Annotated in this window: 26 protein-coding genes and 1 pseudogene; 13 read left to right on the top strand and 14 right to left on the bottom strand. The window is 45.8% G+C overall.

Annotation, left to right across the window (positions count from 1 at the left end):
• Together AOB49_RS12200 and AOB49_RS11780 are read left to right on the top strand one after the other, a co-directional pair.
• Nucleotides 1-591 (top strand): annotated as a pseudogene (locus tag AOB49_RS12200) (hypothetical protein); the annotation flags it as partial.
• A 50-nt stretch (nt 592-641) separates the two neighbouring features.
• Nucleotides 642-986 (top strand): Rap1a/Tai family immunity protein, encoded by a 345-nt coding sequence (locus tag AOB49_RS11780; protein WP_062311313.1) that lies wholly within the window; start codon nt 642-644, stop codon nt 984-986.
• A 92-nt stretch (nt 987-1,078) separates the two neighbouring features.
• On the opposite strand, the gene fdx is transcribed toward AOB49_RS11780, so the two are convergent.
• From fdx to uvrB, 8 genes are all read right to left on the bottom strand, one after another.
• Nucleotides 1,079-1,417: an ISC system 2Fe-2S type ferredoxin gene (gene fdx / locus AOB49_RS11775; RefSeq protein WP_062311311.1), complete on the bottom strand. Its 339-nt coding sequence runs from the start codon at nt 1,415-1,417 to the stop codon at nt 1,079-1,081.
• Between the two features lie 17 nt (nt 1,418-1,434).
• Complete coding sequence (gene hscA, locus AOB49_RS11770; RefSeq protein ID WP_062311309.1) at nt 1,435-3,300, bottom strand: Fe-S protein assembly chaperone HscA; 1,866 nt, start codon at nt 3,298-3,300, stop codon at nt 1,435-1,437.
• 18 nt (nt 3,301-3,318) lie between these two features.
• Nucleotides 3,319-3,846 carry a Fe-S protein assembly co-chaperone HscB gene (gene hscB, locus AOB49_RS11765; protein ID WP_062311307.1) on the bottom strand — a complete coding sequence of 176 codons (528 nt, stop codon included), beginning with the start codon at nt 3,844-3,846 and terminating at the stop codon, nt 3,319-3,321.
• On the bottom strand, nt 3,824-4,147 hold the full coding sequence (gene iscA / locus AOB49_RS11760) for an iron-sulfur cluster assembly protein IscA (RefSeq protein WP_062311305.1): 324 nt from the start codon (nt 4,145-4,147) through the stop codon (nt 3,824-3,826). Before iscA ends, hscB begins: the two co-directional genes overlap by 23 nt.
• A gap of 40 nt (nt 4,148-4,187) precedes the next feature.
• A complete protein-coding gene (gene iscU / locus AOB49_RS11755) occupies nt 4,188-4,574 on the bottom strand; it encodes a Fe-S cluster assembly scaffold IscU (protein ID WP_062311303.1) in 387 nt (128 codons plus the stop codon).
• A gap of 38 nt (nt 4,575-4,612) precedes the next feature.
• Nucleotides 4,613-5,872, bottom strand: coding sequence for an IscS subfamily cysteine desulfurase (locus tag AOB49_RS11750; protein ID WP_062311301.1), 1,260 nt, complete (start codon nt 5,870-5,872; stop codon nt 4,613-4,615).
• 18 nt (nt 5,873-5,890) lie between these two features.
• Entirely contained in the window at nt 5,891-6,460 is a 570-nt protein-coding gene (locus AOB49_RS11745) for a Fe-S cluster assembly transcription factor (protein ID WP_062311299.1), read from the bottom strand.
• Between the two features lie 158 nt (nt 6,461-6,618).
• Complete coding sequence (gene uvrB, locus AOB49_RS11740; protein ID WP_245640681.1) at nt 6,619-8,772, bottom strand: excinuclease ABC subunit UvrB; 2,154 nt, start codon at nt 8,770-8,772, stop codon at nt 6,619-6,621.
• Nucleotides 8,773-8,953: 181 nt separating this feature from the next.
• Between uvrB and AOB49_RS11735 the strand changes: the two genes are divergently transcribed.
• The 10 genes from AOB49_RS11735 to AOB49_RS11690 all read left to right on the top strand — a co-directional run bounded on the left by AOB49_RS11735 (nt 8,954) and on the right by AOB49_RS11690 (nt 18,082).
• Nucleotides 8,954-10,153: an amino acid aminotransferase gene (locus AOB49_RS11735; protein ID WP_062311297.1), complete on the top strand. Its 1,200-nt coding sequence runs from the start codon at nt 8,954-8,956 to the stop codon at nt 10,151-10,153.
• Between the two features lie 42 nt (nt 10,154-10,195).
• Nucleotides 10,196-11,494, top strand: a complete 1,299-nt coding sequence (locus tag AOB49_RS11730; RefSeq protein ID WP_062311294.1) for a polyhydroxyalkanoate depolymerase — start codon at nt 10,196-10,198, stop codon at nt 11,492-11,494.
• A 54-nt stretch (nt 11,495-11,548) separates the two neighbouring features.
• A complete protein-coding gene (gene rsxB / locus AOB49_RS11725) occupies nt 11,549-12,241 on the top strand; it encodes an electron transport complex subunit RsxB (protein WP_062311292.1) in 693 nt (230 codons plus the stop codon).
• Complete coding sequence (gene nth, locus AOB49_RS11720; protein WP_062311290.1) at nt 12,241-12,897, top strand: endonuclease III; 657 nt, start codon at nt 12,241-12,243, stop codon at nt 12,895-12,897. Before rsxB ends, nth begins: the two co-directional genes overlap by 1 nt.
• On the top strand, nt 12,890-13,315 hold the full coding sequence (locus AOB49_RS11715) for a DUF1841 family protein (RefSeq protein WP_062311347.1): 426 nt from the start codon (nt 12,890-12,892) through the stop codon (nt 13,313-13,315). The genes nth and AOB49_RS11715 overlap by 8 nt, the downstream gene beginning before the upstream one ends.
• Before the next feature lie 153 nt (nt 13,316-13,468).
• Nucleotides 13,469-14,866: an NAD(P)/FAD-dependent oxidoreductase gene (locus AOB49_RS11710; RefSeq protein ID WP_062311288.1), complete on the top strand. Its 1,398-nt coding sequence runs from the start codon at nt 13,469-13,471 to the stop codon at nt 14,864-14,866.
• 5 nt (nt 14,867-14,871) lie between these two features.
• Nucleotides 14,872-15,657: a DUF1365 domain-containing protein gene (locus tag AOB49_RS11705; protein WP_062311286.1), complete on the top strand. Its 786-nt coding sequence runs from the start codon at nt 14,872-14,874 to the stop codon at nt 15,655-15,657.
• A 3-nt stretch (nt 15,658-15,660) separates the two neighbouring features.
• A complete protein-coding gene (locus AOB49_RS11700; RefSeq protein WP_062311284.1) occupies nt 15,661-16,857 on the top strand; it encodes an SAM-dependent methyltransferase in 1,197 nt (398 codons plus the stop codon).
• The gene (locus AOB49_RS11695; RefSeq protein ID WP_062311282.1) at nt 16,854-17,651 is read left to right on the top strand and encodes an SDR family NAD(P)-dependent oxidoreductase; all 798 of its coding nucleotides are present in this window, start codon (nt 16,854-16,856) and stop codon (nt 17,649-17,651) included. The genes AOB49_RS11700 and AOB49_RS11695 overlap by 4 nt, the downstream gene beginning before the upstream one ends.
• Complete coding sequence (locus AOB49_RS11690) at nt 17,651-18,082, top strand: nuclear transport factor 2 family protein (RefSeq protein WP_062311281.1); 432 nt, start codon at nt 17,651-17,653, stop codon at nt 18,080-18,082. Before AOB49_RS11695 ends, AOB49_RS11690 begins: the two co-directional genes overlap by 1 nt.
• A 9-nt stretch (nt 18,083-18,091) precedes the next feature.
• On the opposite strand, the gene AOB49_RS11685 is transcribed toward AOB49_RS11690, so the two are convergent.
• The 4 genes from AOB49_RS11685 to clpB form a co-directional block, all read right to left on the bottom strand.
• A complete protein-coding gene (locus AOB49_RS11685; RefSeq protein ID WP_062311279.1) occupies nt 18,092-18,532 on the bottom strand; it encodes an HIT family protein in 441 nt (146 codons plus the stop codon).
• Nucleotides 18,533-18,637: 105 nt separating this feature from the next.
• Complete coding sequence (aceA, locus tag AOB49_RS11680) at nt 18,638-19,936, bottom strand: isocitrate lyase (RefSeq protein ID WP_062311277.1); 1,299 nt, start codon at nt 19,934-19,936, stop codon at nt 18,638-18,640.
• A 270-nt stretch (nt 19,937-20,206) separates the two neighbouring features.
• The gene (locus AOB49_RS11675) at nt 20,207-21,454 is read right to left on the bottom strand and encodes an MFS transporter (protein WP_062311275.1); all 1,248 of its coding nucleotides are present in this window, start codon (nt 21,452-21,454) and stop codon (nt 20,207-20,209) included.
• Between the two features lie 44 nt (nt 21,455-21,498).
• Nucleotides 21,499-24,093 (bottom strand): ATP-dependent chaperone ClpB, encoded by a 2,595-nt coding sequence (gene clpB / locus AOB49_RS11670; protein WP_062311273.1) that lies wholly within the window; start codon nt 24,091-24,093, stop codon nt 21,499-21,501.
• 104 nt (nt 24,094-24,197) lie between these two features.
• Between clpB and AOB49_RS11945 the strand changes: the two genes are divergently transcribed.
• Nucleotides 24,198-24,476 carry a GIY-YIG nuclease family protein gene (locus tag AOB49_RS11945; protein WP_082784159.1) on the top strand — a complete coding sequence of 93 codons (279 nt, stop codon included), beginning with the start codon at nt 24,198-24,200 and terminating at the stop codon, nt 24,474-24,476.
• A 19-nt stretch (nt 24,477-24,495) separates the two neighbouring features.
• Here AOB49_RS11945 and AOB49_RS11665 read toward each other — a convergent pair whose 3' ends face one another.
• Both AOB49_RS11665 and moaE read right to left on the bottom strand, forming a co-directional pair.
• Nucleotides 24,496-26,157, bottom strand: a complete 1,662-nt coding sequence (locus AOB49_RS11665; RefSeq protein WP_062311271.1) for a carboxylesterase/lipase family protein — start codon at nt 26,155-26,157, stop codon at nt 24,496-24,498.
• Nucleotides 26,158-26,213: 56 nt separating this feature from the next.
• A complete protein-coding gene (gene moaE / locus AOB49_RS11660; protein ID WP_062311269.1) occupies nt 26,214-26,672 on the bottom strand; it encodes a molybdopterin synthase catalytic subunit MoaE in 459 nt (152 codons plus the stop codon).

The following is a 26,672-nucleotide window of genomic DNA, read 5'->3' as shown; positions in this document are numbered from 1 at the left end:
ACAGCACTACTTTCTTTTGGTGTTGGCATGGCTGTTGGTGCAGCACTTTGGGGCGGATGCCACTGGGGTGGTGGCTGGGGCGGTGGCGGGAACTCCCTCACTATCAATAACAATAACTTTAATAATTTCAACCGTAATACAAATAACAACTGGTCTGGCAATCGAAGTGGCAACGATGCTTGGAAACCAGACGCACAGCGCCGTAATGCAAACCTTGGTGGCGGTGGAACTGCCGCTAGTCGTAACGCGGAGCGTGATCAACTGCGCCAGAATCTTCAGCGTGGCGACTTAAGCGGCAATCGTACTGGTGATCGAGCTGGCAATATTGGTAGTGGCGATCGTGCAGGCGATCGTGCTGGCGCAGACCGCGCGGGAAGCCGGACTGGTGGCGGGGATCGCAATATTGGCGATCGCTCTGGCGGCGGAGATAGATTCAGTGGCGCCGATCGCTCTGGCGGTGATCGCTTTGGCGGTGGCGGTGGCTTCGGTGATACTCGCGGCGCACGATTTGATGGCGGTGGCGAACGCTTTGGCGGTGGCGGTGGCCACGGCGGGTTTGGCGGCGGTGGTGGCCGCGGCGGTCGCCGTTAATTCCATCTGACCTACACATTGAATAGATAAAATTAATTAAAGGAATAAATATGAAGAAATTATTAATCGGCGCCACCTTTGTATTCGGTTTGGCAACCAGCATGCAAGCTGCTAATGCAACTACTACAAGTGAGCTATTGCAATATTGCACCGGTGAAGGCGGTACTAACGTGACCTGCCAGATCTATGGTCAAGCTGTTTACGACACTTATTTAGCAACTCGCAACCCAAAGACTGCGCCAAGCAAGATTTGTGTTAAACAGCCTGCACCAACCCGTATCCAGGTAGTTGATGAATATATCGCCTGGGCAAATGCAAATCCAGCTAATGGCCCCAAGCCAGCTGCAGAAACCATATTGAAGTTTTTGGAGGGCGTATTCCCTTGCGGAAAGTAATGCTTGGATTGACTGCTTGATCGCTTGATCAAATAAAAAGCCACCTTCACGGTGGCTTTTTTCATTCCTGCTCTCTTGAGGGTAAGGATCAATCAGTGATTTTCTTTTGCATGATTAATGGAGTACTTTGGAATCTCAATCACTAAATTTTCACGAGCAACAATTGCTTGACAAGACAAGCGAGACTGGGGATTAAGACCCCAAGCGCGATCCAATAAATCTTCTTCATTATCATCAGGAGCATTGAGACTCTGATAACCCTCCCGCACAATCACGTGACAAGTAGTACAAGCGCACACCATATCGCATGCATGCTCAATTGGAATGTCGTTTTCTAATAACGCTTCGCAGATTGAAGTACCGGGAGCCACTTCAACGACTGCGCCCTCAGGACAATACTCGCTATGGGGTAAAACAACGATCTGAGTCATCTTAATATTTTCTTTAATTAAATTTCAGCAACATTTTTACCAGATAAAGCCCTCTGAATACTTGCATTCATACGCTTTTGAGCAAAGTCATCAGTAGCCTTGGCGGCATGATCAACCGCTTTTCTTAAAACGGCACTATCAGTCTCATGCGAAAGAATCATTTTTAAGGTTGCCATCTCTGCATCAACTGCAGCCTGCTCCTTAGCGTCCAACAGACTACGATCAGAATCTAAGGCAGTTTGCACAGCATCCAATAAACGCTGCGCATTCACCTGCTCTTCTCGTAAAGATCTGGCTAATAGATCCACTTTGGCTGATGCAAATCCATCTTGCAGCATGCGGGTTATCTCGGCATCAGTGAGGCCATAAGATGGTTTGATGTCGATTGAGGCCTGCACCCCAGAACCCTGCTCTGTCGCACTAACCGATAACAAGCCATCAGCATCCACCTGGAAGGTAACTCGAATGCGCGCAGCACCTGCAGCCATCGGAGGAATACCCCTTAATTCAAATTTACCCAGAGATCGACAGTCTTGCGCCAACTCACGCTCTCCCTGCACCACCTGAATTGCCAATGCAGTTTGACCATCTTTGAATGTCGTGAAATCCTGTGCACGCGCGACAGGTATCGGCGTATTCCGAGGAATAATTTTTTCGACTAAGCCCCCCATGGTTTCAATACCAAGAGAAAGCGGAATCACATCAAGCAAGAGCCACTCATCATCCTTGCTTTGATTTCCAGCGAGAAGGTCTGCCTGCATAGCAGCACCTAAAGCTACCACCTGATCTGGATTTAAATTATTTAGAGGCTTAGTGCCAAAGAGATCGCCAACGGCTCTTTGCACATTGGGCATACGGGTTGCCCCACCGACCATCACTACGCCCTTGACTTCATCGGCTGTTAACCCAGCATCACGCAAAGCTTTCTTCACGGCGACTAAGGTCTTATTGATCAGGTTCTGTGTAATTTCAAAAAACTGCGCTTGACTAACGCCCACATTCACAACAGTGCCGTCAGCCAGGGTTTCGTGAACGCGCGCCAAAGGGTTGTGACTCAACTGCTCTTTTGCATGCTTGCAAGAAAGCAATAGTTTGCGGTGATCCTGAATCGATAGAGGCGGCAGTTTAGCCTGCTCAATCACCCAGCAATACAAGCGATGATCAAAATCATCTCCGCCTAATGCAGAGTCGCCACCGGTAGAGAGGACTTCAAAGACTCCTCTACTCATGCGCAAAATCGATATATCAAAGGTGCCGCCACCAAGATCATATACCGCGTATATGCCCTCGGAGGCATTATCCAAGCCATAGGCAATCGCAGCTGCTGTAGGTTCATTCAGAAGGCGCAACACCTCGATGCCAGCCAACTTTGCGGCATCCTTAGTTGCCTGACGCTGAGCGTCATCGAAATAAGCTGGCACTGTAATGACAGCGCCAACAATGTCATCATTTACAGAGTCTTCCGCGAGCTGGCGCAAACGCGCCAAGATTTCCGCGGAAACCTCAATTGGACTCTTGTCGCCAGCAACTGTTCTGAGCTTTAACATCCCAGGCTCATCAACAAAGTCGTATGGAGCGCTTTCAATATGCTCAACATCCACAATTCCACGACCCATATAGCGCTTTACCGAAACAATTGTATTTTTCGGATCAGAAACTACGCTCTCAAGCGCTTCAAACCCCGCTTGCGTCTTTCCACCTGGAAGGTAGCGTACCACCGAGGGCAGTAACTCACGCCCCTCAGAATCAGGCAGCACTTTGGGCAAGGCATCTCGCACTAAGGCAACAAGGGAGTTTGTAGTGCCCAAATCAATGCCAACAGCAATGCGCCGCTGATGTGGAGCTAGAGATTTACCGGGTTCAGAGATTTGTAATAAGGCCATGGGGACTCAAGTTTAAAGCTATACCAAGGCCAAGATAGCATCATCAAGCTCAAGAGCAAACTTATCAATAAAAAGTAGACCTCTCAGTAACTCAGCGGCCCGTTCATAGTTCTTGGCTACATCAATAGCCTGGATAATTTCGGAGAGAGTTTCTCTTTTAGCGTTATTCACTTCATCAGCAAGGGCCTCTAAGGCATTGAGATCATCCTCTTGCTCTTCTAAACTTTCGCGCCATTCCATTTGCTTCATCAAAAAAACAGCTGGCATAGCAGTATTGGTCTCTAAGCGAGCATCCACTCCATGGAGCTTACAAAGATATAGACCGCGTTGGATAGGATTCTTTAAAGTTTGGAAGGCCGTATTAGCGAAAGTTGCCATTTGCATAGCCAATCTTTGCTCCGCATCGCTTCCACGAGCGTGTCGATCTGGATGAACTTCTTTTTGAATCGCCATGTACGCTTGATCGAGCGCGGACAACTCGATATTGAATTGCGGCTCTAAACCAAAAAATCGGAAGTAGTTATCAGACGCGGAAGGATTCACCACAACCGCACTCGTCTTTTACGTTCGGGTTTTGAAATTTAAAACCCTCATTCAAGCCTTCACGCACAAAATCCAACTCAGTGCCATCTAAATAAGCGAGACTCTTTGGATCAACAAATACCTTGATGCCGTTAGATTCAAACATCGTATCCTCTGGAGCAGCCTCATCAACATACTCTAGTTGGTAGGCCAAACCCGAGCAACCAGTAGTGCGAACGCCCAGGCGCAAGCCGCAGCCCTTGCCGCGCTTGTCTAAATTCTTTTGGACATGCTTTGCCGCTTTATCAGTTAAGGTAATAGCCATAATTCACTTATCTTCTTTAATCGCTTATCTGGATTAACACTTACTTAGTGGGATGCTTTTCTTTGTAATCCGCAACCGCGGCTTTAATTGCATCCTCAGCCAAGATGGAGCAGTGAATCTTTACTGGAGGCAAAGCCAATTCCTCTGCAATTAAAGAATTTTTAATCTCCAAAGCCTGATCCAATGTCTTGCCTTTAACCCACTCGGTTACCAATGAAGAGGATGCAATCGCGGAGCCACAACCATATGTCTTGAATTTCGCATCCTCAATCACACCTTGGTCATTCACACGGATTTGCAATTTCATCACGTCGCCGCATGCAGGCGCGCCTACCATTCCAGTACCTACCTGATCATCACCCTTGGCGAAAGAGCCAACGTTACGGGGATTCTCATAATGATCAATTACTTTATCGCTATATGCCATGATGTTTCCTTATTAACTGTTCGTTATCACTAAATTGCTTAGTGGGCAGCCCACTGAATTGTGCTCAGATCAATGCCGTCTTTATACATTTCCCACAAAGGTGAAAGCTCACGCAACTTCGCAATCTTTTCTTTCACCAGTTTGATTGTGAAATCAACCTCCTCCTGAGTCGTAAAGCGTCCCAGAGTAAAGCGAATTGAACTATGAGCCAGTTCATCGTTACGGCCGAGAGCGCGCAATACATACGAGGGCTCTAAGGAAGCCGAGGTACACGCAGATCCAGATGAAATTGCCAAATCTTTGAGCGCCATCAGCATCGATTCCCCTTCAACATAGTTAAAGCTGATATTTAAGTTGTGAGGTACGCGGTGCTCCATGTCGCCATTCACGTAGACCTCTTCAATATCCTTGAGGCCCGCAAGTAAGCGATCACGCAATGCGCGAATACGTTTATTTTCCTCAGCCATTTCTAACCTGGCAATACGGAATGTTTCGCCCATACCTACAATTTGATGAACCGCCAAAGTGCCAGAACGCATGCCGCGCTCATGACCGCCACCATGAATTTGCGCCTCAATACGAATGCGCGGCTTACGACGCACGTATAAGGCGCCAATCCCTTTTGGACCATTGGTCTTATGAGCTGAAAAACTCATTAAATCGACTTTGATTTTCTCTAGATCAATCTCGACTTTGCCAGTTGCCTGTGCTGCATCCACATGAAAAATTACACCACGTGAACGGCAAAGCTCACCAATACGTGGAATATCTTGCACAACACCAATTTCGTTATTGACATACATTACCGAAGCCAAAATTGTGCCTGGTTTCATGGCGGCTTCCAGTTGTGCAAAATCAATTAAGCCATTCGGAAGAACATCCAAGTAAGTAACCTCATACCCTTCGCGCTCAAGCTCGCGGCAAGTATCTAGAGTTGCCTTGTGCTCCGTCTTGACGGTGATAATGTGATTGCCGCGATCTTTATAAAAATGCGCAGCACCTTTGAGTGCCAAATTAATACTCTCAGTAGCGCCACTGGTAAATACGATCTCTCTTGGGTCCGCATGAACTAGCTGGGCAATCTCTGAACGCGCCCACTCCACCGCCTCTTCTGCCGCCCAGCCATACGCATGACTGCGAGAAGCTGCATTACCAAACTGCTCACGCAGATAAGGCAACATCTTATCAACCACACGCGGGTCAATTGGCGTAGTAGCCGAATAATCCATGTACACAGGAAAGTGTTTTGGACTAAACATAGACACTGGTTGCTGAGGAATATCGTAAGGTGCGTTCATGATGTATTTATCGATTGGTTAACTCTGCTGAGCTAGATTGAAAACGGAATTCACGAGAGGTCGCTTAGGGGCAATCTCCTTCTTTACTGCAACTGCGGGCACGAGCTTTTCAGCTTTAGCACCCTCAGGCTTCATTTTTTTGGGGCGCAAATCATGCAAAACTACGCCGCGCCCTTCTTGCTGCTGGACCAAATCACGCAATGAAACAGAACTGAGGTACTCCACCATTTTGGAGTTGAGATTTGTCCAAAGGTCATGAGTCATACAGCGCCCATGATTTTCTTCATCGGTGTGGCAATTACCTTTTCCACCACATTGAGTGGCATCCAATGGCTCGTCTACTGCGACAATAATGTCAGCAACGCTTACCTCTTCAGGCTTGCGCGCCAGGGTATAACCCCCGCCAGGCCCACGGGTACTTTCAACAATGTTGAAACGGCGTAATTTGCCAAACAATTGCTCAAGATAAGAAAGAGAGATTTTTTGTCTTTGACTGATCCCAGCCAAAGTTACAGGGCCATGCGCTTCACGCAGGGCCAAATCAATCATTGCGGTTACTGCAAAACGACCTTTAGTTGTAAGTCTCATATGTCACCTTGGTAATGGATTGTTATGGACAGCTAACAGTTGGGTGGGTAATACCCAACCATTCCACTCAACTTTACCATATACCCCACCATTCTGCTCGGGAATTAACAAAAGAGCCTAAAACAGCTCTACAAGCCACAGAAATGGAGGTTTCACCACTAAACCGCATCTCGAGAACGTGCACCAAAAGCCATTTCCTTCACCTTCGTGAGTCGATCCCGGGTGGCAGCAGCCTTTTCAAACTCAAGATTCTTGGCTTCAGAGTTCATTTGCTTCTCCAAGCGCTTAATTTCGCCCGCGAGATCCTTTTCACTCATTTCCTCATAGCGAGCCCGCTCTTGCTCGATTGCCTGTTCAGAACGCTTTTCTTTGACGTCGTAGACGCCATCAATAATGTCTTTGATGCGCTTTTGAACCCCTCTTGGCTCAATCCCATTGGCCTTATTGAAAGCGATCTGTTTGGTGCGACGACGCTCCGTCTCGCCCATGGCCCGCTTCATGGAGTCAGTAATACGATCGGCATAAAGAATTGCCTTGCCACGAACATTTCGCGCCGCCCTGCCAATTGTCTGAATCAAGCTACGCTCAGAGCGCAAGAAACCTTCTTTATCCGCATCCAAAATCGCTACGAGAGATACCTCAGGAATGTCCAGCCCTTCTCTTAATAAATTAATACCTACTAGCACGTCAAAAACACCCAAACGGAGGTCACGCAAAATTTCAACGCGTTCAACCGTATCAATATCCGAATGGACATAGCGCACCTTCACGCCGTTATCAGACAAATAATCCGTTAACTGCTCGGCCATGCGTTTTGTAAGGACAGTTACTAAAACCCGTTCACCCACTTTGACGCGCTCATGAATCTGACTGAGTAAATCGTCAACTTGCGAGCTGGCTGGTAAGACTTCAATCTCAGGATCCACCAATCCCGTAGGTCTAGCAACTTGCTCCACTACTTGACCCGTATGCTGATTTTCATAATCAGCAGGTGTTGCTGACACGAAAATAGTTTGGCGCATTTTAGTTTCGAATTCAGTGAACTTGAGTGGACGGTTATCCATCGCAGAGGGCAAGCGGAAACCAAACTCGACCAAAGTATGTTTACGAGATTTATCACCGTTGTACATTGCATTGAGCTGACCAATAAGAACATGGCTCTCATCCAAGAACATCAAGGCATCATTTGGCAGGTAATCAACAAGAGTCGGTGGCGCCTCGCCAGGCATGGCTCCGGAGAGGTGGCGAGAGTAATTCTCGATCCCCTTACAAAAACCTAATTCATTAAGCATCTCCAAGTCGAAGCGGGTACGCTGTTCTAAACGTTGAGCCTCCACTAGCTTGCCATCCTTTACAAACTCATCGAGACGAATCCGCAACTCCGCTTTAATGGTTTCAATCGCTTTGAGAACAGTATCGCGTGGAGTGACATAGTGCGAACTTGGATACACCGTAAAACGAGGAATTTTTTGACGAATTTTTCCCGTGAGTGGATCAAAAAATTGCAGGCTTTCAATCTCATCGTCAAACAGCTCAACACGAACTGCTAATTCATTATGTTCAGCGGGGAAGATATCTATCGTGTCGCCACGTACACGGAATACCCCTCGCTTAAAATCTGTTTCATTGCGGTCATACTGCATCGCAATTAAGCGCATGAGAATATCGCGCTGACTCATCTTGTCGCCCGGGCGCAGAGTCATCACCATACTGTGATAGTCGCCAGGATTGCCGATACCGTAAATTGCCGAAACCGTTGCGACAATAATGACATCGCGACGCTCTAATAGACTCTTGGTAGCAGAAAGTCGCATTTGCTCGATGTGCTCATTGATAGAGGAATCCTTTTCAATAAATAAATCGCGCTGCGGAACATATGCCTCTGGTTGATAGTAGTCGTAGTAACTTACGAAATACTCCACCGCATTTTTTGGGAAAAACTCCCTAAACTCGCTATAAAGTTGAGCCGCCAAAGTCTTATTAGGGGCAAATATGATGGCAGGACGACCCGTTCTGGCTATTACATTAGCCATCGTAAAAGTCTTACCAGAGCCAGTTACCCCCAAAAGGGTCTGAAAGGTCAGTCCATCCTCAATTCCAGCAACTAAGGCATCAATTGCGGCCGGCTGGTCCCCTGCCGGCGGAAATGGCTGATAAAGCTGAAAAGGAGAGTCAGGAAAGGAAACAAACTTTGCCGGGTCCAGATCATGACCGACCTCGCCCAATGGATCAGCAGCAGGGCCTTTCTTGGTTTCGGCAACTTTGGAATTTGAGGAACTTTTGGGCAACTTAGGAGGCATCTCAGCTATCATTTCATCTGTACGTTTTTGTGCACAGTGAATTTTGTACAAACATTGATTTTGCCGTTTTTATTTAGAAAAAGTTCAATCCGACCGCAAAAACAGTCATTTAAACCAAATTTAGCTGAAATTAACGTCAATTAATCTAGAAACCCCTCTTTCTTCACCCTAAATCACCCCTTTTGACCCGCAAATGAACCTCTTTACCTCAGTCCAGTTAGCCCCTAAAGACCCTATTTTTGGCCTTACAGAAGCCTATGTCGCCGATCAACGCGCTGACAAAGTGAACTTGGGTGTAGGTGTTTATTACACCGATGAAGGCAAGGTACCCCTTTTAAAGGCAGTGATTCAGGCTGAAGAAGCGATTGTGGCAAAACATTCCCCACGTAGCTACATTCCAATTGAAGGTCCAAATCCCTACAACAGCGCTGTGCAGAACCTCCTGTTCGGTGCCGACTCTTCACTCGTCAAAGATGGCCGCGTTGTTACTGCCGAATGCTTAGGTGGAACGGGCGCATTACGTGTTGGCGCAGACTTCATTAAGCGCCTCAATTTGAATGCACCTTGCGCCATCAGCAACCCTACTTGGGAAAATCATCGCGGTATTTTTGAATCCGCAGGCTTTGAGGTGGTTGAATACACCTACTTCGATGGCAAAACCCGTGGCGTTGATTTTGATGGCATGGTGAAATCTTTAGAGTCTTTCCCAAAGTACACCACTGTTTTGCTCCACGCTTGCTGCCACAACCCAACTGGCGCAGACATCACTGAAGCGCAATGGCGTCAAGTGATTGAGATCTGCAAAGCAAAAGAGTTAATTCCTTTCTTGGATATGGCTTACCAAGGATTTGCTGCTGGTATTGAACAGGATGGTATTGCCGTTCGCTTATTTGCCGCATCTGGAATGTCCTTCTTTGTATCGAGCTCATTCTCCAAGTCATTCTCACTATATGGCGAACGCGTTGGCGCATTATCTATCGTGACTCAAAGTAAAGATGAATCAACTCGCGTACTATCGCAATTGAAGCGCGTGATTCGCACTAACTATTCAAATCCCCCCACTCATGGCGCCGCAATTGCTGCCGCTGTACTCAACTCCCCAGAACTAAGACAACTCTGGGAAGATGAGTTAGCCCAAATGCGTGATCGCATTAAAGCAATGCGTCATGGCCTGGTCGAAAAACTGGCTGCCGCTGGCGTAAAGCAAGACTTTGCCTTTATCGAAGCACAGCGCGGTATGTTCTCTTACTCAGGCCTAACAGCTGAGCAAGTGGAGCGCTTGCAGAAGGAAGATGGCATTTATGCCCTCTCTACTGGCCGTATTTGTGTGGCTGCTCTCAATACCAAAAATATTGATAAAGTAGCCAAAGCAATTGCCCGCGTATTGGCGTAAAAGCACGTAATCAGCGGTTACACTGAATTACCAGGAGATAGCATGCTATATCAGTTACATGAATTTCAAAAAGCTTTACTTCAACCAGTAAGCTCATGGGCTCGAGCAGCGTCTGAGGCATTTGTTAATGCCTCGAATCCAGCCTCTAAGATCCCGGGATCAGATCGTCTGGCAGCCAGCTATGAACTCCTTTATCGCTTAGGCAAAAACTACAAAAAACCAGAATTTGGGATTCGCTCTGTAAATGCCCACGGTAAAGAAGTGGCCATCCACGAGCGCACCATTTTGGCTAAACCGTTTTGCAATCTAATTCGCTTCAAACGCTTTTCAGACGATCTCGATGTCATCAAAAAATTAAAGGATGATCCAGTCGTATTGGTTGTTGCTCCGCTTTCTGGACATCATTCCACACTGCTGCGTGATACCGTGCGCACTCTCCTGCAAGACCATAAGGTTTACATCACTGACTGGATTGATGCCCGCATTGTTCCAGCAGACGAAGGTGACTTTGGGCTGGATGACTATGTTCATTACGTGCAAGACTTCATCCGTACGATTGGCGCAGAGAATTTACACGTCATCTCCGTCTGTCAACCAACTGTGCCCACCTTGGGGGCAATCTCCTTAATGGCCTCTGCTGGAGAAAAAACTCCTGCTTCGATGATCATGATGGGTGGCCCAATTGATGCGCGCAAGTCTCCAACTGCAGTAAACAACTTAGCCGATCAAAAATCATATGAATGGTTTGAAAGCCATGTGATCTATAAGGTACCGCCAACATATCCAGGCGCTGGTCGCAAGGTTTATCCTGGCTTCTTGCAACATACCGGCTTTATTGCCATGAACCCACAAAATCATTTGCAGTCGCACTGGGATTATTTCCAAAACTTAGTGCGTGGGGATGAACAAGATGCTGAAGCGCATATTCGTTTCTACGATGAATATAACGCTGTCTTGGATATGGATGCCAAGTTCTACCTGGATACCATTAAAACAGTATTCCAGGAATATGCTCTACCGAATGGCACATGGGAAGTTGCTGGAAGCCTTGTAAAACCACAAGATATTAAGAAAACTGCTCTCCTCACCGTTGAGGGTGAATTAGATGATATTTCTGGCAGCGGTCAAACTCGCTCAGCGCACGCGTTGTGTGCCGGCATTCCAAAAGCGAATAAAGATCATTATGAAGTAGCGGGGGCTGGCCACTACGGCATCTTCTCTGGTCGTCGTTGGCGTGAAAAGGTTTACCCAAAAATTAAATCGTTTATACGCGAGCATCAGGGTGTGCAAAAGCGCTCAAAAACTCGACCTCCTAAATTAGGCACAAAAAAGGCTGTATAAATCAGTAGCGCGACCCGAGGGTCGCGCCTCTAGTTTTAAAATGCTTAAGTCGCAATGAATATCCAGCAGACACAAGAACTAGCAAATCGTCTCGAAGATATTCTTCCTCAAACCCAATGCACCAAATGCGGCTATCCAGATTGCAGATCCTATGCCCAAGCGCTAGCCTCTGGAAAGGTTTTGCCCAATCGTTGCCCTCCTGGCGGCACAGAAGGCATCAAACGGCTTAGCGAGATACTCACCCCCATCTACCCGCAAGATGCTTTTGAGCTTCATCAAGGCATTGATCCTGCTTACGGACTAGAGCGCCCCAGGCCGGTGGCATTTATTGATCCCAAGGCCTGTATTGGCTGCACACTATGTATTCAAGCCTGCCCTGTCGATGCGATTGTGGGAGCATCAAAACAAATGCATGTAGTCTTGGCTGACTGGTGCACTGGGTGCGATCTGTGCATTCCGCCCTGCCCTGTTGATTGCATCTCCATGATTAATGTTACTGGCACTCAAACTGGCTGGAATGCGTGGACACAGAAACAGGCCGATGAGGCGCGCGCGCGATACCACGCTCGTGAGGTTCGATTAGAAAGAGAGCAACGCGACAATGAAGAGCGTTTAGCTCAAAAAGCCGCCGCTAAATTGATTGCCATCAATGCGGAGTCCCCTGATTCCGAAGAGGCAAGAAAAGAGCAAGAGAGAAAACGTGCAATCATTGCCGCGGCTATTGCACGGGCGCAACAAAAGAAATGATGAACCTCGAAAAGCGTCGGGCTTTCTTTGAACAATTAAAGGCTAATAACCCTCAGCCTGAAACTGAATTGGAATACAGCTCACCGTTCGAGTTATTAATTGCCGTACTACTCTCTGCTCAAGCAACAGATGTATCGGTGAATAAAGGCACTCGGAAGCTCTTTAAAGTTGCAAATACTCCACAAGCCCTTCTCGAACTTGGTGAAGAGGGAGTGAAACCATATATTCAGCACATTGGCCTCTTTAACTCTAAAGGCAGGCATATTCAGGAAACCTGCCAACTCCTTCTAGATAAACATGGTGGAGAAGTTCCCCAAACTCGGGAGGCCTTGGAAGCGCTTCCTGGCGTGGGGAGAAAAACAGCTAATGTCATTCTCAATACTGCCTTTGGACAACCCACCATCGCAGTTGACACCCATATCTTTAGGGTATCAAATCGCACTGGCCTAGCCCCCGGTAAAGATGTAGTAAAGGTTGAGGAGCAGCTCCTCAAACGCGTGCCAAAAGAATACCTACAAGATGCTCACCACTGGCTGATTCTTCACGGAAGATACACATGTAAAGCTAGGAATCCCGAGTGTGAGCAGTGCATTGTTGAACCGCTATGTAGCTTCAAACAAAAAACTGGCAAAGGAAAAGTCCGTGGCGATATTTAATCCAACCCGCGAAGAGGTGCGTCGTTTTTTTTGCGATACCTGGAAGAAGAAAACTGATAATCATATTCTGACGCCAATGGAAACCTTGGCTAGCGACTGGATGACTCAGCACCCGGAATATCACAACTTACTCAGCAATCCTGAAGATGCGCTAACACAAGACTACACACCCGAGCGCGGTGAAACCAACCCCTTCCTCCATCTTTCAATGCATTTGTCAATCAGCGAACAGATTTCTATTGATCAACCCCCCGGCATCAAAGAGGTAGCAGAAAAACTTGCTAAAAAATTGGGTTCCGAGCACCAAGCGCAACACGCTATGATGGAATGCCTTGGGCAAGTCATGTGGGAGGCGCAACGAGAGGGTCAGCCACTGAATCCGGAAAAGTACCTAGAGGCATTGAAGATGCTTCATTAAAGCACTCAGCATTGGCACTCACCATGCTCGAGTGATCAGAAAGATTTGAGAAAATGCCTTAGACTCTGTGTGCTGCCTCTTGACCCTCATAGAGGTCCATTATTCAAATTGTATGAAACATAACTTCACCAAAAGAACTAAGAAAGCCCAATAATGCAAATCAAAAAGAGGCTAGCCATTATTGGTGCGGGAATATCTGGCCTGGGGTGTGCTTATTATTTGCGGAATAATCCCAATCTTGAGATCACTCTTTTCGAAAAAGAGGCGCGCTTAGGCGGACATAGCAATACCATCGACTTTGCGCTACCCGGAAGTCTTGATGAACAAAGCTATGGAATTGATACCGGGTTTCTAGTTTTTAATCGACGCACCTACCCTAGGCTCGTGCGACTATTTGAAGAGCTCAATGTTCCTATCGCCAACTCCGAAATGTCATTTTCGGTTTCATTACCTACGGGTCGTAAAAACCAACGCCCGCTTGAATGGGCGGGCACCGATCTCAACAGCGTATTTGCGCAAAGACGCAATTTAGCGAATCCAGATTTTTTGGGCATGCTTAAAGACATCACTCGCTTTAATAAGCTAGCAAAAAAGATAGTGAAAAGCGCTGCATTTGATGCCTACCTCGATTCAGAACATCAGTCAGTTGTAGAGTTTTTGGATGAGCATCAATTTGGCGCTCCTTTTAGAAATTGGTATCTCTTACCAATGATTGGTGCTATATGGTCGTGCCCTGTTACAGAAATGATGCAATTTCCCATCAACACGTTAATTCATTTTTGCGATAACCATGGGCTACTCAATATCGTTGACCGTCCGCAATGGTTAACAGTAAATGGCGGATCCCGTGAGTATGTAGCTCGCCTGGTATCCGCACTAACATCCAAAGGGGTTCACATTCATCACGATGGAGTTCGTAGTGTCAATAGATTAAGCGGTGAAGGTGCTGGCAATGTCCAATTAATTTCTGAGTCTGGCAAAACATTCGAATTTGATGAAATCGTTTTTGCCTGCCATAGCGATGAAGCGATAGCAATCCTAGAAAATGCCAGCACTGAAGAGAGGGAGTTACTTTCTAAGATCCCCTATCAAAGAAATACAGCCTATGTCCATACCGATGAATCTTTATTGCCCGCCAATAAGCGGGCATGGGCCGCTTGGAATTACTCATCAAATTCAGTCGGAGGACAAGGTAGTGATACTGCCTCGCACGTCTGCGTTCACTACCTATTAAACAAGTTGCAACCACTTCCCAAGCGCCTTCAAAATCATTCCATCATCGTCAGCTTAAACCCACATCAGATTCCAAAAGCTGAGCTTACGCATTCCGTAATCGAATACTCCCACCCCCTATTTAATGGTGAGGCTATTAGGAGCCAAAAACAGCTCCCCATGATTCAAGGTCGAAACCATACCTGGTTTTGCGGAGCCTGGTCCGGCTATGGTTTTCATGAGGATGGATTGAGGTCTGGCGAACTGGTAGCTATCGATCTTATTGAATCCCTATCGAAGGACCCTGCGAGTGAAGCGCGTCATTCAAACCACACGTAATCCCAATGGAAAGTAATCAGGCTTCTATTTGTTTTGGCGAAGTGCTCCATAAACGGACAAGCCCAAAAATTAATGCATTTCGATACAGTGTTTTTTATCTCCGCATCCCCATGAAAGCTCGTCGGGCATCGCCAGGCTTACTCTCGCAATACGGGGTTGGAGACAATCACTTTTCTTGGATTTCCTTCTACGATCGCGATCATGGAATTGGCGGCGACGATTCTCTAGTCTGGGTTGAATCTGAGCTTAAAAAATTCAATGTGACGGATGTTGATGGTGAAATCTGGCTGCACACTTTTCCGCGAGTACTTGGTTACACCTTTAATCCGGTGAGCTTTTGGTTTTGCCACAATGCTGCTGGGCAAATAAAAGCCATTCTCGCTGAAGTCAACAATACCTTTGGTGGTCGCCACTCCTACCTACTGAAATCAACACGGAACAACCATATTGCCCTCGGTGAACCCCTAACAACCGATAAGGCATTTCATGTGTCCCCTTTTTATGACGTGAAGGGCCACTACCTATTCCGCTTCATGCGTCGCCAGGAATTGGATTCCGAGGCTCAAAATGTTTCTAGAATTGAATACTGGGTTGATGGGCAGTTGCAATTAAGTACCAGCATCTCAGGGCAAGAAATGTTATTGAGTCGAAAAAACGTGCTTCGGGCAATCCTGCAATTTCCGATTTCCAGCATAGGAATTATCTTGAAAATTCATTGGCAAGCCATCAAACTATGGTCTAAGGGAATCCAGTTTTATGGGAAAGATCCTTTAAGAAATCAGTCCAAATAATTCATGCTTAAAAAACATATCGACGCGGTCCTGACCCCATTAAGAAAAATTCAGGGCGGACGACTACATCTCACCCTCCCCAATCAACAACTCATTGAATTGGGTGATCTACAACACTTTCCTCCCGAGCAGGCAATACTATTGAATGTGCATGACTGGAGGGTATTCAAGCAGATCATTCATCGTGGCGATATTGGCTTTGCCGAGAGTTATATCGATGGCCTCTGGACAACCAATAATCTAGAAGGCATTTTGCGATTAGCTCTGCAAAATCGCAAATTACTAGAATCTTTAATTTATGGATCCCTCTTGGGATCCCTGATCTATAAGTTAAAGCATTTTCTAAATCGCAATACGCGTGCGGGCAGCAAAAAAAATATTCATGCGCACTATGATCTAGGAAACCAGTTTTACCAATTGTGGCTGGATCCTAGCATGATGTATTCCAGCGCCTTATTTGACGGCAATGACGCGCAAACCTTGCAGGATGCCCAAAGAAATAAACTCAATCGCATTCTGGAGCAACTCCACTGGAAGTCAAATGACCACCTTCTAGAAATTGGCTGTGGCTGGGGCGGCTTCATGGAGACTGCTCTTGAGAAAGGACTCACGGTTACCGGGCTAACCCTGTCTAGCGAGCAAAAGGACTTTGTAGATCATAGGTTTTCCACTCTAAATGCAACTCATGCGCCTGCATCAGCACAAGCCGTCCTCATGGATTACCGCGATTGTCATGATCAATTCGATGGCATTGCTTCTATCGAAATGTTTGAGGCAGTTGGCGAAACATATTGGCCAGATTATTTCGCAACTCTATATCGCTGCCTAAAGCCCGGGAAGCGCGCGGTAATTCAAGCAATTGTTATTCAAGATCATTTGTTTGAAAAATATCGAGCTGAGACAGACTTTATCCAGCAATATGTTTTTCCAGGCGGCATGCTTGCTTCGCCCTCTATCTTTGAAAAGAAAGCATCTGAGGCCAAATTAAAACTGATCGATAAATATTCTTTCGGTAACGACTATGCAAAAACCTTAAGGATATGGCGCGAATCCTTTAATCAAAAGTTGGATGACATTCGAAGCCTAGGGTTTAGCGATAGGTTCATCCGCCTATGGAATTTCTACTTGATGTACTGTGCCGCAGGATTTGCCGAAAAAGATATTGATGTGATTCAATTTACCTTAGAAAAACCCTTATGAGTCATCTTAATCCTCGCTTTGGAAGCTTCCAGAATAAAAATATTTGGATTATTGGAGCCTCATCTGGCATTGGAGAAGCCTGCGCTAAGCTATTTCACTCTCATGGCGCAAATCTTATTCTCTCTGCGAGAAGAATTGACGCACTGGAATCCCTTAAAGCTGCCTGCCTACACAACAATGCACCCTCCTCCAAAGTAGATGTCATTTCATTGGATGTGAATAGTGAAAGTTCCATTCAAGAGGCATCCAAGCATGTTTTAGAGAATATGAAGCACATTGATTTACTGCTTTTTGTCTCTGGCATATATGAGCCCATGCGTGCCAGTGATTTTGACTATCAAATCGTGTTTAATACCGTCAACACCAATTTACTCGGCCCCATGCGGGTATTGGGGGAAATGCTTCCACAATTTATCCGACAGGGTAATGGACACATTGGCCTAGTGTCTAGCGTGGCTGGATACAGTGGCCTACCCAAATCACTAGCGTATGGACCAACCAAGGCAGCGCTCATTAACTTCGCGGAATCTCTTTACTATGACCTTCATCCAAAAGGCGTTAGTGTTCATCTCATATCCCCCGGCTTTGTCGCTACACCCGCTACGGCACGAAATGATTTTGCAATGCCAGCCCTCATTAGCCCGGAAGAGGCAGCATTAGAAATAGCCCGCGGCTTAGAGAGAGGTGAATTTGATATTCACTTTCCCAAGCGATTTACCCGCTTCTTAAAATTCTTAAGAATTCTTCCATACAGCATGTATTTCTGGATCTTAAAAAAGTTTATAAAAATTTAATGTCAAATCTATTCACTAAACAACTAGAAACCATTCAATTTGAATATGAAAATATTCAAATTAATCGCATCAGTAATCTAGTAAAACTTTATGCAGAAGATGCGGTATTTAAGGACCCTTTCCAAGAGGTTCATGGTAGAGATGCAATAGCCAAGATTTTTGCAAAGATGTTTTCTCAACTTGATGATCCATCTTTCAAAATCATATCTGCAGTGGGGCAAGATTTTGAGGCATCCCTATTATGGGAATTTCATTTCCGCTTCAAGCGCTGGAACACAAACCCACAAAACTTACGGGGTGTAAGTTGGCTAAAATTTAATGAGCTAGGACTCATCAGCTCACACATTGACTACTGGGATCCTGCCGAGGGTATATATGAAAAACTCCCTATACTAGGCTCAATCATGCGCTTCCTAAAGTCGAGCGTTTAAAAGCTCCAGTTAAGAAAGTGCTGCTATAGCAGACTTAATCGCAACTATTAATTTTTGCGCGCGCTGGCTTCGCTCCTCAAGAATGGATCGAGGGGTTTTCTGGGTTTTTTGTGACCAGGCAGATCCTGGAAAGAAAGCATCATCTTTGTATCTTGGAATTACATGCCAATGAATATGCGGCACCATATTACCCAACGCCGCAAGATTGATCTTGTCGGGCTGCATCACCTCACGCATAGCCCCCTCAACAGCAAAGACTAAGGACATCAGATGTTCACGTTCGCCGTAAGTTAAATCAGTCATTTCCGAAACGTGTCGATTCCAAATCACACGGCAAAAACCTGGCAAATCTGGATCATTTACCAAAATGACTCTGCAGTCATCACCGCGCCAAATAAGCTGGCCATCTTCAAGCTTGAGATCTTCACTACAAAGTGCGCAATTAGTCATGAGATGAATGTAAACGAAAACGGCATCTAAGTCACCCTTGTGGGGTTATTTAGATGCCGCGGCAGTATTAGTGCGTACTGCTATCACGTACTACTTAGGGATTTCTTAGTGGAACTGCTCTTCTTCTGTGGAACCAGTCAGAGCTGTTACTGAAGACTTTCCACCTTGAATTACGGTAGTAACATCATCGAAGTAACCAGTGCCAACCTCTTGCTGGTGCGATACGAATGTATAGCCACGATCACGAGCAGCAAATTCTGGCTCTTGTACTTTCTCGATATAGGCAGTCATACCACGCTGCATATAATCTTGAGCCAAATCGAACATGTTGTACCACATCGAATGAATACCAGCGAGGGTAATAAATTGATACTTGTAACCCATTGCACCTAATTCACGCTGGAACTTAGCGATGGTTGCATCATCTAAGTTCTTCTTCCAGTTGAAAGATGGCGAGCAGTTGTAAGCCAACATCTTGCCTGGGAATTTCGCACGAATCGCCTCGGCGAACTGACGGGCAAACTCAAGATCAGGCGTACCAGTCTCACACCAAACCATGTCGGCATAAGCAGCGTAAGCTAGGCCACGAGAAATCGCTTGATCCAAGCCTTTACGTGTCTTGTAGAAACCTTCAGCAGTACGCTCACCCGTTAAGAATGGCTTGTCATTGGCATCATAGTCAGATGTCAACAAGTCAGCTGCTTCAGCATCGGTACGAGCCAAAATAATGGTTGGAACGCCCATGACGTCAGCCGCCAAACGTGCAGAAATCAACTTCTGAACAGATTCAGTGGTTGGCAACAATACTTTACCGCCCAAGTGACCGCACTTCTTCACGGAAGATAATTGATCTTCGAAGTGAACACCGGCTGCGCCCTGCTTAATCAAGGCTTTGCTTAATTCGAATGCATTCAATACACCACCGAAACCAGCTTCAGCATCGGCAACGATCGGAGCAAAATATTCGATATATCCTGGATCGCCTTTATTGATACCTTTGGCAGTTTGGATTTCATCAGCGCGTTGAAATGAGTTGTTAATACGCTCAACCATCTTAGGAACTGAATCTACTGGATATAAGGATTGATCTGGGTACATAGCAGCGTATGAGTTACCATCTGCAGCTACTTGCCAGCCTGATAAATAAATTGCTTGTACGCCAGCTTTAACCTGCTGCATTGCTTGGCCGCCAGTCAGAGCGCCTAAACAGTTAACGTAAGCTTCGTTATTTACCAATTCCCAAAGACGCTCTGCGCCATGCTTGGCCAATGTGTGCTCAATTTTCAATGAGCCACGGAGACGAACTACGTCTTCCGCTGTATAGCCACGGGTAATACCCTTCCAACGTGGGTTGGTATCCCAATCCTTTTGTAATGCTGCGATTTCTGCTTTGCGGTCTGCCATGTTTTTCTCCCTAAGTTAAACAAGTAATTCGATTGCTTCTAAATGTTTTGACAATTAACTCTTATGTCTTATATAAGAGTTTAGAGATACAGCAATAGCATGCAAGCACTATTTACAGGTTTAATGAAATATTTATCTTTATTGTTTTCAATGACTTATAAGTCATTTTTTGCTATGTGGAAGCAATATTCACGAGGCGAAAGGGTTAATAGCAATAAATGCTGCACTGCATTTTACGTATGGGAATAACTTTTCACATTATGAAAAATATTAAGTCTTGGCGAGCTTCGTAGCGGCACCAATGCTACTTACCTTATAACCAGTCAAAATAATCATGAGTTGAAGTAAAGCAACGCCAACAAACAAAAGCTTAGGCATACCAGCATCCAAGAAGATGCCAAAAACAAGTGGGCTTAATGCAGCGCCTAAATCAATTCCTGAATACACAATTCCATATACCCTGCCCGATACCCCTGCAGGCGTAGCAGCACGAACAATCAGATCTCTGGATGGAGCGGCAATACCAAGTCCAGCACCAATCACAATAAATGGAATGACTAGTAGATCAAATGGCACCCAAGCAGAAGCTAGGCTTAAGCACATCAAAATACTCATTGCAAAACAAACAGTCACAATACGTTCAGGTTGGGCAAAGCGCTTTGCAAGATATCCGCCAAGCAACATTCCACCAGCACCACCCAATGACATTAATGTTAAAAAATAATTTCCAGAGCTCACTGGCAACTCATAAATCTTCAAGAGTGCACTCGGCGCAAAAGACTGCATGCCTGTGGTGGCTGACATACTAAAGAAAAAGAAAATCCAACAGAGCCAAACAGCAGGTAAGCTCAAAAATGCAAACGTACTTGCAGGACCCGATCCAGGATTAGCCGCCGCATGCGTAGCAATGGACTCAGCCTGGCGCCCCTTTACATCGTCTATCAAACGCCCTCTACTCATCCAGAGAATTAAGAGAATTATGGTCTCAAGCAAGGCGGCAGATAAAAAAGCAATACGCCAATCAAACAATGTTGTCATCGCAACCATAAAGGCAGGTGCGGCAGCCCAACCAAGGTAACCAGTCACACCATGAATCGAGTAAGCATAAGGTAAGTTTGGCTGCGAAATTTTATGATTGATTAGAGTGTAATCAACTGGATGAAAAATACCGTTACCACAACCAGCAATGACTGCTCCAATCACCAGCATCGCATAGCCATTACTCTGCGAATAGGTTAGTGCAGCCAAAGCAAGAAGTCCAACCCCGAAAAATAAGACTGGGCGGGCACCAATCCGGTCCACTAAAAATCCAGAGGCAGCCTGAACAATACATGAGACCACAAAGAAGATGGTCATCAGTAAACCCAACTCCGCATAATTAAAGCCAAATTCAGCCTTCAACCATGGGAACATCGGGGGCAAAATTAAATGGAAAAAGTGGGAGCTACCGTGAGCCAGGCTAATAAGACCAACAACCCGGACATCACTGGCGCGCCTCAATTTGAGAGCATCAGTCATGTACCGAGTTTACTGGCGCAGGAAAATCCTGCCAACTAAAAGATTTACTTGGTGAAACTAAAGTCGCCTTTTTTATCAACATCGACCGGAACGGTATCCTTGGGCCCAAACTTACCTTCCAAGATCATCTTAGATACCGGGTTCTCAATGTGCTGCTGTATAGCGCGCTTAAGAGGTCTAGCTCCAAATACTGGATCAAAGCCGACCTCTGCAATCTTATTCAGCGCCGCATCACTTACCTCTAACTGCATATCAACTTTTGCAAGGCGATCCGACAAATTCTTCAACAAGATCTTTGCGATATTAGCAATATTACCCTTATCAAGGCCATGGAAAACCACAATCTCATCGATACGATTTAAGAACTCGGGGCGGAAATGATTCTTAAGCTCTTCAAATACAGCATCTTTAATCTCAGACTGCTTCTTATCAGTCATAGATTGAATGAGATGAGAGCCAATATTGCTAGTCATCACAATCACGGTATTCTTAAAGTCAACAGTACGCCCCTGACCATCCGTTAAGCGGCCATCATCCAATACTTGCAAGAGCACGTTAAAGACATCAGGGTGGGCTTTCTCAATCTCATCAAATAAGATGACGCTGTATGGATGGCGACGAACTTGTTCGGTTAAATAACCTCCCTCTTCGTAACCAACATAACCTGGAGGCGCACCAATCAGACGGGCAACGCTGTGCTTTTCCATAAATTCGCTCATATCAATACGAATGAGATGATCTTCACTATCAAATAGGAATCCAGCAAGCGCTTTACACAACTCTGTTTTACCAACGCCAGTTGGCCCCAAGAACAAGAATGAGCCATAAGGACGATTCTCCTCCGCAAGGCCAGCACGTGAGCGACGAATAGCATCTGATACAGCGCGAATCGCCTCTTCTTGACCAACTACACGCTTATGCAATAGCTCTTCCATCTTGAGTAACTTATCGCGCTCGCCCTGCATCATTTTTGATACTGGAATGCCCGTTGCGCGCGATACCACCTCGGCAATCTCTTCAGCGCCGACTTGGGTGCGAAGGAGTTTGTTCTTCACAACGCCATCTTTATCGCTTTTTGCTTCGGCAGCTGCGGCCGATTTCAACTTAGCCTCAAGTTCTGGCAACTTCGCATACTGCAGCTCGGCCACCTTCTCCAACTTGCCTTCTCGCTGAAATTTGACAATCTCAGCTTTAGTCTTTTCGATCTCCTCCTTGATGTGAGCAGCGCCTAATACAGCACCCTTCTCAGCCTTCCAGATTTCCTCTAGGTCGGCATATTCAGCACCCAGGCGTTTAATTTCATCCTCAATCAAGCCAAGTCGCTTTTGAGAAGCCTCATCCTTCTCCTTCTTAACTGCCTCACGCTCAATCTTCAGCTGAATCAGTCGACGCTCTAATTTGTCCATCACTTCTGGCTTCGAATCAATCTCCATCCGAATACGTGAGCCAGCCTCGTCAATCAAATCGATTGCCTTATCCGGTAAGAAGCGATCGGTAATGTATCGATGCGATAACTCTGCTGCCGCAACGATAGCAGGATCAGTAATTTCAATACCGTGGTGAAGCTCATAGCGCTCCTGCAAACCTCGCAAGATAGCAATGGTTGCTTCAACGCTAGGCTCTTCCACCATAACTTTCTGAAAGCGGCGCTCTAATGCGGGATCTTTCTCAATGTATTTACGGTACTCATCCAAAGTAGTTGCACCAATGCAATGCAATTCACCACGAGCTAAGGCGGGCTTGAGCATATTGCCAGCATCCATGGCGCCATCACCTTTACCAGCACCCACCATCGTATGAATTTCATCAATAAAGATAATGGTTTGACCTTCGTCTTTAGCTACATCACTTAAGACCGCCTTAAGACGCTCTTCAAATTCACCGCGATACTTTGCACCAGCCAACAACAAGGCCATATCCAAAACAAGCACACGCTTATCTTTTAGAGTTTCAGGCACCTCACCATTGACGATTCGTTGCGCTAAACCCTCAACGATTGCAGTCTTACCAACACCCGGTTCACCAATCAGTACGGGGTTATTCTTTCCGCGACGTTGCAAGATTTGAATGGTGCGACGAATTTCATCATCACGACCAATAACGGGATCTAACTTGCCCATGCGAGCGCGTTCAGTCAAATCAACGGTATATTTCTTTAAGGCCTCACGTTGGCCTTCAGCATCTGCACTATTCACTGATTCTCCTCCGCGCACTAAATCAATAGCCGCTTCTAACGATTTGCGATTTAAACCATTCTCACGAGCAATCTTACCGAGCTCACCTTTGTCATCAGCCACGACCAGCAAGAACAACTCACCAGCAATAAATTGATCATTGCGTTTATTGGCCTCTTTCTCACACAGATTTAGCCAATTGCCAAGATCTCGACTAACCTGTACTTCACCACCCGTACCCTGCACTTCAGGCAAGTTACTGATAAGTTTCTCGGTAGCCTTTTCTAGACCGGGCACATTAACGCCAGCACGCGTCAATAAACTCTTTGCGCCGCCATCTGAATCACGCAACATAGCCAGCAATAAATGGGCTGGCTCGATATATTGATTATCTTTTGCCAAAGCTAGGCTTTGCGCCTCGCTCAGGGCCTCTTGAAATTTAGTAGTTAATTTATCTATTCTCATTTTTTTACCCTATCTACTTCGTACATTTCTATCTATAGAATATAGGGGCATTCTTAGCAATTTCAAGTGTTTTAGACCCCTTTTTAAGCGAATTTACCCCTATTTTGAGCTGGCTTGTTTACCTCCTAGAATGTTCTGATGGCAGTTATTACGCCGGTATTACCAATCGACTAGAGCATCGCTTGGCTGCCCACAACTCAGGGGAAGGAGCCCGTTATACGAGAGCTCGCAGACCAGTCATTCTCCTAGCCAGTAAAGAGTATCCGGATAGATCTGAAGCCTCAAAGGCAGAGGCTAAGTTAAAGAAACTACCGAGATCTAAAAAACTAGGATTTTTTAGATCTCAATTAGTCCCAGTAAACACCACCTCTAAAAATGGTTGATTTATTTCTGCACAGAAAATTAAAAAGCGTTTTTAAGACGCTCTAGCGCATAAATTTCTCTCAAATGTAGCATTTGGTAAGCCACACGATCCTTAAATAAACTAGTAATCGTTTGTTGAGGACTTTCAGAGTAGTTTCTCATTACATCGGCCCTTAAGTTATAGATAGGCCAACTAGCCTGACTGCCGGTATTTGGGTTGCCTGTTTTCGCAAAGGCAGCCCAACTCTCAGACATTCTGTTTGAGATAGCGAGATCTTGGGGGTTATTCTTATCTACGATTGGATACCAATCTTTAGGCCAAGCATGGGTTTTCTTAAAGTTAGCAACATCCCTTTCAATTCTCGCGCATTGATCCAACCCAGATTCCACTTGTTTAGGAGCTTGTGGCATCAACGCCAGACTACCAAATACGTAAGCAATTTCAAAAGTATGTGGCGAGCCAGGAAAAGCAGGTCGAATGTTTTTTGTTAAATAGTCATAGTAGTACGCGTAGCCGGGTGCTACGCCATTCATACTATCAGCGAGCAATTTCGTACTAGCCCGATACATTAAATCTTGAATCACAAAGGAATTCAAAATGCATTTATCTTTGACATTAGAGTACAGCTTCTCAACAATTTTTGGATCTTCGTGAATATTTTTCAAAAATACATCTAAGGAAGGCTCGCCCGGCAACATAAAGTCTGAATCAAAAGAATTTGTGCCGATCATAAAAGGTACTTTTGCTTGCTTGCCAGCCGCAAATAAAGGAATTGGATCACCCTTAATAATCTGACCGTCGATAAAAGGTCCGCCAAACTCCCCGGAGTAATAAGCGGCACCATCTAGAGTCAACTTATCTGCAGGCAATTTCCTTAATTCCGCTAGTGAATTCACACCAAGCGCAGCCATATACTTGGCATCAATATCGACTTCGGGGGTGAGTCCTAGGCGCTTCTCAGTCATCCCTCGCAAAGGACTTTGCTGAGCACTTTGAGCAATTGCCTTATGAAATAACCCTCTCGCTGCATCAGAAACCATTAACCAAGTCACACTTCGGCCACCTGCAGACTGCCCAAAAATAGTTACATTATTGGGATTCCCTCCAAATGCAGCGATATTATTTTTTACCCACTTGAGTGAGGCAATTTGATCCATAGTGCCATAGTTACCTACAGGCTCTCCTCTTGCTTTTGCTTCGGCAATCAATTCTTTGGGTGCAAAGAATCCCAGTGACCCTAAACGGTAATCCACCGTCACCACTATCACGTCATTCTTGACTAAATTCATCGGGGTGAACTGGGGATCACTAGCACCATCGACTAATAGACCGCCCCCATGAAACCAAACCATTACCGGCAAATTTTTGCCGGCTTTTTCGGGTAAGTAAACATTGAGCTTAAGACAATCTTCACTACCCGGCAGGACCAAACCCCCACTTAAGTTTTTAACAAACAGCTGAGGGCATGAAGAACCAAATTGACTGGCATCCCGAACTCCACTCCAAGAAATCGCTGGCTGCGGAGGTCTCCATCTGAACTCACCTACCGGCGGTGCTGCATAGGGAATATTCTTAAAAACTTGCATGCTGTATTCAATAGAACCTTGAAGACGTCCGCTTTCGACCTGGACAATTGGACGCTCAGTAGCGCCAACAGCAAAAGCAAAACAGCTCAGTAGCAAAGAAAATATCTTTTTCATTTAACCCTTCCTAATGGAGGCATAACTTAACCAAAAATGACAATAAGGACTTAGCTCTATTTCCAGCGCGCCATTGCAACATCATCAGTTACGCGGGCATCAACCCATCTTGCACCCTCTGGGGTATCTTCTTTCTTCCAGAATGGGGCTGCTGTCTTGAGGTAATCCATAATGAACTCGCAAGCAGCAAATGCTTCACCACGGTGTGCGCTGGTGACGGCGACTAAAACAATTTGATCTTCAGGCTGAAGTGGCCCTACACGATGAATGACCAAGGTCTTATACAGATCCCATCGGTCCCTAGCTTGCCTAATGATTTGCTCGAGGGCTTTTTCAGTCATACCCGGATAGTGCTCCAGGGTCATGCCTTTGACTTTGCTACCGTCATTCATATCACGCACAGTCCCCAGGAAAGTAACAACCGCGCCCACCCTGAGGTCGTCCTTACGCAGTGCTTTGACTTCTGTCGTTAAATCGAAGTCTGTTTCCTGAATGCGAATGCAATCACTCTGCAT

This window comes from Polynucleobacter sinensis (assembly GCF_001595985.1).
GTDB classification, from domain to species: Bacteria; Pseudomonadota; Gammaproteobacteria; order Burkholderiales; family Burkholderiaceae; genus Polynucleobacter; species Polynucleobacter sinensis.
Note: the sequence above shows the minus strand (reverse complement) of the source record. Positions and strands in the feature narration are given on the sequence as shown.

What these genes read in the sequence shown, in the direction of transcription:
- AOB49_RS11690 (WP_062311281.1), top strand. Translation starts at nt 17,651, where the DNA reads ATGTCAAATCTATTCACTAAACAACTAGAAACCATTCAATTTGAATAT.
- AOB49_RS11745 (WP_062311299.1), bottom strand. Translation starts at nt 6,460, where the DNA reads ATGAGACTTACAACTAAAGGTCGTTTTGCAGTAACCGCAATGATTGAT.
- aceA (WP_062311277.1), bottom strand. Translation starts at nt 19,936, where the DNA reads ATGGCAGACCGCAAAGCAGAAATCGCAGCATTACAAAAGGATTGGGAT.
- AOB49_RS11710 (WP_062311288.1), top strand. Translation starts at nt 13,469, where the DNA reads ATGCAAATCAAAAAGAGGCTAGCCATTATTGGTGCGGGAATATCTGGC.
- fdx (WP_062311311.1), bottom strand. Translation starts at nt 1,417, where the DNA reads ATGACTCAGATCGTTGTTTTACCCCATAGCGAGTATTGTCCTGAGGGC.
- uvrB (WP_245640681.1), bottom strand. Translation starts at nt 8,772, where the DNA reads ATGATAGCTGAGATGCCTCCTAAGTTGCCCAAAAGTTCCTCAAATTCC.
- AOB49_RS11780 (WP_062311313.1), top strand. Translation starts at nt 642, where the DNA reads ATGAAGAAATTATTAATCGGCGCCACCTTTGTATTCGGTTTGGCAACC.
- iscU (WP_062311303.1), bottom strand. Translation starts at nt 4,574, where the DNA reads ATGGCATATAGCGATAAAGTAATTGATCATTATGAGAATCCCCGTAAC.
- nth (WP_062311290.1), top strand. Translation starts at nt 12,241, where the DNA reads ATGAACCTCGAAAAGCGTCGGGCTTTCTTTGAACAATTAAAGGCTAAT.
- iscA (WP_062311305.1), bottom strand. Translation starts at nt 4,147, where the DNA reads ATGGCTATTACCTTAACTGATAAAGCGGCAAAGCATGTCCAAAAGAAT.
- AOB49_RS11665 (WP_062311271.1), bottom strand. Translation starts at nt 26,157, where the DNA reads ATGAAAAAGATATTTTCTTTGCTACTGAGCTGTTTTGCTTTTGCTGTT.
- moaE (WP_062311269.1), bottom strand. Translation starts at nt 26,672, where the DNA reads ATGCAGAGTGATTGCATTCGCATTCAGGAAACAGACTTCGATTTAACG.
- AOB49_RS11750 (WP_062311301.1), bottom strand. Translation starts at nt 5,872, where the DNA reads ATGAACGCACCTTACGATATTCCTCAGCAACCAGTGTCTATGTTTAGT.
- AOB49_RS11705 (WP_062311286.1), top strand. Translation starts at nt 14,872, where the DNA reads ATGGAAAGTAATCAGGCTTCTATTTGTTTTGGCGAAGTGCTCCATAAA.
- AOB49_RS11685 (WP_062311279.1), bottom strand. Translation starts at nt 18,532, where the DNA reads ATGACTAATTGCGCACTTTGTAGTGAAGATCTCAAGCTTGAAGATGGC.
- AOB49_RS11735 (WP_062311297.1), top strand. Translation starts at nt 8,954, where the DNA reads ATGAACCTCTTTACCTCAGTCCAGTTAGCCCCTAAAGACCCTATTTTT.
- rsxB (WP_062311292.1), top strand. Translation starts at nt 11,549, where the DNA reads ATGAATATCCAGCAGACACAAGAACTAGCAAATCGTCTCGAAGATATT.
- hscA (WP_062311309.1), bottom strand. Translation starts at nt 3,300, where the DNA reads ATGGCCTTATTACAAATCTCTGAACCCGGTAAATCTCTAGCTCCACAT.
- AOB49_RS11695 (WP_062311282.1), top strand. Translation starts at nt 16,854, where the DNA reads ATGAGTCATCTTAATCCTCGCTTTGGAAGCTTCCAGAATAAAAATATT.
- AOB49_RS11730 (WP_062311294.1), top strand. Translation starts at nt 10,196, where the DNA reads ATGCTATATCAGTTACATGAATTTCAAAAAGCTTTACTTCAACCAGTA.
- AOB49_RS11700 (WP_062311284.1), top strand. Translation starts at nt 15,661, where the DNA reads ATGCTTAAAAAACATATCGACGCGGTCCTGACCCCATTAAGAAAAATT.
- clpB (WP_062311273.1), bottom strand. Translation starts at nt 24,093, where the DNA reads ATGAGAATAGATAAATTAACTACTAAATTTCAAGAGGCCCTGAGCGAG.
- AOB49_RS11675 (WP_062311275.1), bottom strand. Translation starts at nt 21,454, where the DNA reads ATGACTGATGCTCTCAAATTGAGGCGCGCCAGTGATGTCCGGGTTGTT.